Origin of the sequence: Bacillus sp. S4, from assembly GCF_040838205.1 — a bacterium.
In the GTDB taxonomy this organism is placed as follows: domain Bacteria; phylum Bacillota; class Bacilli; order Bacillales; family Bacillaceae_G; genus Bacillus_A; species Bacillus_A cereus_U.
In genome coordinates, this window is record NZ_JBFPJI010000237.1 from 1 (window position 1) to 5,183 (window position 5,183).

Below are 5,183 nucleotides of genomic sequence, written 5' to 3' on the forward strand. Positions count from 1 at the left end.
ATAATATATTATATTCACTATCTTCTAACTATCGAATTACATTACAGGATACTTACATGTTTGTAAGATATGTGTAATGTAATTCGATAGTTTCCCTTACCTATATCTCATACAATAAGGTTAGAAAGTAAGCCAAATAAGAAGCATACTCACATAACCAAATTACATTGCCGGTAGCCCAATCTTCTTATACTTTCATTTTTATTACTGCAATGTGTCCCCTTCCCCTTTATATAAAAAAACCCCTAGTTTATACGAACTAGGGGTTTTTTTTACGAGTCAAAAATATACCCCCACCTAGTATTTTTGATTTCGACAAAAAATAGGTGGGGGTATATTTTTCTATCTCATCGACAAAAGTTTACTCTTCGCATTTATAGGGATATTTGTAGTCTCAATCTCTTCAATTGACTCACCGTAACGCCCTTTTGCGAACACCTTTAACGCTTCGTCTCTCTTTAACATATGTTTAACAGTTTTCTTTATTTTTTGTTCTCTTCCACGTTCATCAAATGCAATAAATTCATATTCATACCATTCATCACCGACGTGCTGACCGATCGTATCCACAATTGTATAGTATTCTTTCGTCGTATAAAGCGGATTATATTTATCGATAACCGGTCCAAGTTTTGTAGGTAGCAATACTACTACTATCGTCACCATAGCTATCACAGTAGTAATCATTTTTTTCTTCATAATACTGATTTTCCTCCTCTACAGGATACTTATACATCCATTCTAAAGAGCAGGCATTTAATCTACCATTCAATCCCATTACATTACCCTTACATTTTTGTAAGAATAAAGTGAAACTTTAATCAGTGGGGGTTTTGTTCATCCCCCCACTGATTATTAGTTGAACCAATCGGGCGTTTACGGGCAGTTGATCTCCCACCTAACTTCTTTGCTCCAGCTGAATTTTGAGGTGGGAGTTCTACTGCCCGTTAATGCGGGATAAAAAAAAGATGAACGAATTTTCTCGTTCATCTTTTAGCTTGCTTTAAAACCACCGCCAAGTACATCACGTACATCGTGAATGACAACGAAGGCATCTTCATCAACTCTACTAATAACTTGCTTTAACTTAACAAGCTCTTGTTTATTAATAACAACATATAATACTTCTTTATTTTTACCAGTATATCCGCCGCGTCCTTCTAATACAGTAACACCGCGTGTCATGTTTTTCGTAATGGTCTCACGAATTAAGTCTGGCTGATTTGAAATAATCGTAACAGCCGTTTTTGTATCCATTCCTTCTACAATGAAATCAATCACTTTCGCTCCGACAAATACAGCAACAAGCGTATACATTGCCTTTTCTTGTCCTATTATAAATACAGAACCAGCAATTACAATAATATCAATAATAAGTACGCCTTTTCCAACACTCCACCCTAAATATTGATTTGCTAACTGTGCTAAAATGGCTGATCCTCCTGATGTACCTCCAGCTTTGAACATACACCCTAATCCGATACCTACAAATACACCCGCGAATAAAGCGGCTAATAGCGTATCGCTGTTTACTTGATACTGAATATGTTCTGTAACATATAAAAACAAAGATGTTTCTACAATCCCTAAAATTGTATAAACCATCGTTTTCTTATCAAAAAATTTATAACCAATAGCTAATAAAATTGCATTCAAAACAAGATTCGTGATTCCTGGTGACCATCCAAATAAATAATAAGTAACAACCGTTAGACCGATGATTCCACCTTCTGATAAACGGTTTGGAATTGCGAAGTAATTAATACCAATTGCAAATAGTAATGAACCGATTGTAATTAATGCGATTTCCTTTATACGTTGATTAACCATAGTTCATCCCTCCCCCCATTTGACATTGTATCACTATCTCCTAGAGGTTTAGAAGTGGTTTTTATTACGCATTCTTTCTCATAATGACCATGATATTATGTTTAAACAAAGGGGTGATTAATTATTCATATTTGCTCTAACTGCACGAACAAATTGCTCCACATTCCCTTTCTGAATATACTTAGCTCTAACGGTTTCATGATTACAAGTAAACTCGAAACATGGACGGAAATCTATGTCATCTATATGCAAATATGAGTAATCTTTAAATATTGCGGGATAGTACGGAAATTTCCCGTAAAAAAGGAGACGTCTAGTAGTGGCAGCAAAAATTCCATGTTGATAACATAGCGTAAAATTATCATTCTCAAATATCCCTACCATAAAGGCCAAAATCTCTTCGTCATCCTTTACATATTTTTTCATACTCGATAAAAGTTCATTCATGCATATTCCTCCAAATTCCATTCATTGTTTTAACACTCGAAAAGAATCCATGGATTATTACATACCGGTGTAAATCATTTATAAAGTATGAAACGCGTTTCCTGTCAAAGACATTTCAAAAAAATAATCCGTTATGCGATTATACACATAACGGATAAATACTAAACCGTGGAGCGTTCCACAAGTTTATACGGAATTTCCATCTTTTCTTGTTTAGAACTCTCATCACTTACTTGCCTGTAAAACATTTCAAAAGCCGTCTTACCTATTCCCTTTAAATTTTGGTCAATGGTTGTCAGTTGTAAAACTTGAGAAATCGGTTGATTATCAAAACCAATAATCGCTAAATCTTCAGGAACTTTAATACCTAATTTTTTAACTTCTGTCATGATCCCAATAGCAACTTCATCCCCTGCCACTATTAATGCTTCAGGAGGATTCTCCATCTCCTTGAATTGATGTGCAACTCTTACACCATCTTCTAATGTAAAGCATTCTGTGAAAATCCGATCTTCCATCACTTCTTCATCTATTAATTGTAGCTGTTGTTTATAAGCATCAAAACGTTTCTTACTACTTGGCCCTAACTTTCTTCCCGTACAATATCCAATCTTCTTATAACCTTTTTCAATAAGGTAACTCATCCCTAATTGAAAGGCATTAAAATGATCTGTATATACACTCGATATGCTTTCAATATCATTATCCTCACAAGCAATAACCGCCCCATATGCTGCATAAGGCTCTATAATTTCCCACTCATTGGCACGAGAACAAATGATAAGACCGTCTAGTTGCTTTGTTTTCAACATATGTAAACTTTTCATTTCTTCTTTTTTATTGTAGTTCGTTTGACAAAGAAGCACTCGATAATTATGAGCTAACGCAACTTCCATCATTCCACCCACCATCGCATCAAAAGACGGATGATTAATATAAGGTAAAATCACGCCAACAATATTCGTCTTTCCTTTTGATAAATGAACAGCATTTGCATTTTGTGAGTAATTCAATTTCTCAACTATTTCTAAAACAACTTTCCTTTTTTCTTCACTTACATATGGATGATCATTTAATACCCTCGAAACAGTCGTAACTGAAACCCCAGCCATCTTTGCAATATCTTTAATATTAGCCATACACTCACCTCTACTTTTAACTTAATAAATCACATGAACATATGTCAAATCTTCTCATCATTACACTTTCATTTGTTTTTCTTACAAAAGTGTAATTTTCCTGTAAGCTAATTCGATAGTGACTCTCCGTAATATTTCATACAATTAAGTCAGAAACAAGGCAACAACTATTCGAAAAGGGGCGGATCTATATGATGAACAAAATGAAAACGAACAATTTCTTAAATACAATGGGCATGGTATTTTCCGCTCTTATCGATGCAAAAGCTGTTGCTTCTACATTAAACAAGTAAGGAGAATTTATAATGAATAACATGACTTTTAACAAATTAGATTTTTTAGGACTAGCTAGCGGCTCGATTCTTCTTACTGCTTTCATTTACGCTGCTACGCTTATATAACTTTGTGTCCCCTTTCCCCTTTATATAAATAATAATAGAAAAGACGACCGTCTATGCCCGGTCGTCTTTTCTTACTTTTAATTTGGCTGTAAAACTTCCTTTAGTTCTTCAAACTTTGCATTTAATTCATCTGTCATCATTTTCATAGCCGTTTTTCGATCTATTTGTTCTTCAGCATCAATTTGAATTGGATCTCCAAAAACTAATTGTGCTTTTTTTCCTTTTATCAATTCTTTTACACTTGATGGGCCAACATAAGCGGCCGGTATTAACGGAACGTTAGAACGCATTGCAATCGTAACAGCCCCAGCTTTTAATGAAACGTCTTCTGATGATCTCGTCCCACTTGGGAAAATCCCTACTACTTTTCCTTCTTTTAATAAACGCGATGGAATTTTCAATGTGCTTGGCCCTGGATTCGCACGGTCTACAGGGAATGCATTTACATTTTTAAAAAACCAATTTTTAAATTTCCCTTCAAACAATTCTTTTTTTGCCATGTAATGAATTTGGGTTGGGTACATTCCTGCTGCTAACATTAAAACGTCCATAAAGCTTGTATGTGTGCAAGCAACAACGTAAGGGCCACCTTCTGGTAATTTCTCTCTCCCTTGTACTTCTACTTTCCCAGCCGTTTTAAATATATATTTCAACGAAAATGTAATTAGTTTATACATTTGTTTCGTTCCTTTCTGAATATCCGAAGTATAATCATTTTCTTATAACGATTATAACACTAAGTTTTAGGAGTTGGTAATAAAAATAAGTATTTATTGTTAAATTTCAATTCTTACAAAAGTGTAATTTTCTTGTAAGCTAATTCGATATTGACTCCCTCCACTATCTTATACAATTAAGTCAGAAAGTAACAACAACCATTTGAAAAGGAGCGGATCTATATGATGAACAAAATGAAAACGAACAATTTCTTAAATACAATGGGCATGGTATTTTCCGCTCTTATCGATGCAAAAGCTGTTGCTTCTACATTAAACAAGTAAGGAGAATTTATAATGAATAACATAACTTTTAACAAATTAGATTTTTTAGGCCTAGCTAGCGGCTCGATTCTTCTTACTGCTTTTATTTACGCTGCTACGCTTATATAAACTTTGTGTCCCCTTTCCCCTTTATCCCGCTATTTGCGGGCAGTAAGACTCCCACCTCAAAATTCGGCTGTAGCAAAGAAGTTAGGTGAGAGATCCACTGCCCGTAAACGCCCGATTGGTGAGGGCTAATAATCAGTGGGGAATGAACAAAATCCCCACTGATTAAAGTTTCACTTTATATAGAAAAAGACGACCGTCTATGTGAAGTGCACCCCAATTGTTAGACACAGTCTAACAATTGGAGGTGCACTTTTTTA

The 5,183-nt window shown here is 34.8% G+C and carries 7 protein-coding genes; 2 read left to right on the forward strand and 5 right to left on the reverse strand.

Going from position 1 to position 5,183, the window contains the following annotated elements:
* Positions 1-342 precede the first annotated feature (342 nt).
* The 4 genes from AB3X48_RS17345 to AB3X48_RS17360 form a co-directional block, all read right to left on the reverse strand.
* A complete protein-coding gene (locus tag AB3X48_RS17345; protein ID WP_016103345.1) occupies positions 343-699 on the reverse strand; it encodes a YxeA family protein in 357 nt (118 codons plus the stop codon).
* A gap of 294 nt (positions 700-993) precedes the next feature.
* Positions 994-1,830, reverse strand: coding sequence for a YitT family protein (locus AB3X48_RS17350; protein ID WP_016103344.1), 837 nt, complete (start codon positions 1,828-1,830; stop codon positions 994-996).
* Between the two features lie 117 nt (positions 1,831-1,947).
* Complete coding sequence (locus tag AB3X48_RS17355; RefSeq protein ID WP_016103343.1) at positions 1,948-2,277, reverse strand: PH domain-containing protein; 330 nt, start codon at positions 2,275-2,277, stop codon at positions 1,948-1,950.
* 161 nt (positions 2,278-2,438) lie between these two features.
* Positions 2,439-3,416, reverse strand: a complete 978-nt coding sequence (locus AB3X48_RS17360) for a LacI family DNA-binding transcriptional regulator (RefSeq protein WP_016103342.1) — start codon at positions 3,414-3,416, stop codon at positions 2,439-2,441.
* A gap of 305 nt (positions 3,417-3,721) precedes the next feature.
* On the opposite strand from AB3X48_RS17360, the gene AB3X48_RS17365 reads away from it, so the two are divergent.
* The gene (locus AB3X48_RS17365) at positions 3,722-3,817 is read left to right on the forward strand and encodes a DUF3948 family protein (RefSeq protein ID WP_002124767.1); all 96 of its coding nucleotides are present in this window, start codon (positions 3,722-3,724) and stop codon (positions 3,815-3,817) included.
* Between the two features lie 77 nt (positions 3,818-3,894).
* On the opposite strand, the gene AB3X48_RS17370 is transcribed toward AB3X48_RS17365, so the two are convergent.
* Positions 3,895-4,494, reverse strand: coding sequence for a lysophospholipid acyltransferase family protein (locus AB3X48_RS17370; RefSeq protein WP_016103340.1), 600 nt, complete (start codon positions 4,492-4,494; stop codon positions 3,895-3,897).
* Between the two features lie 336 nt (positions 4,495-4,830).
* Between AB3X48_RS17370 and AB3X48_RS17375 the strand changes: the two genes are divergently transcribed.
* A complete protein-coding gene (locus tag AB3X48_RS17375; protein ID WP_078173584.1) occupies positions 4,831-4,926 on the forward strand; it encodes a DUF3948 family protein in 96 nt (31 codons plus the stop codon).
* The last annotated feature ends 257 nt before the right edge of the window (positions 4,927-5,183 follow it).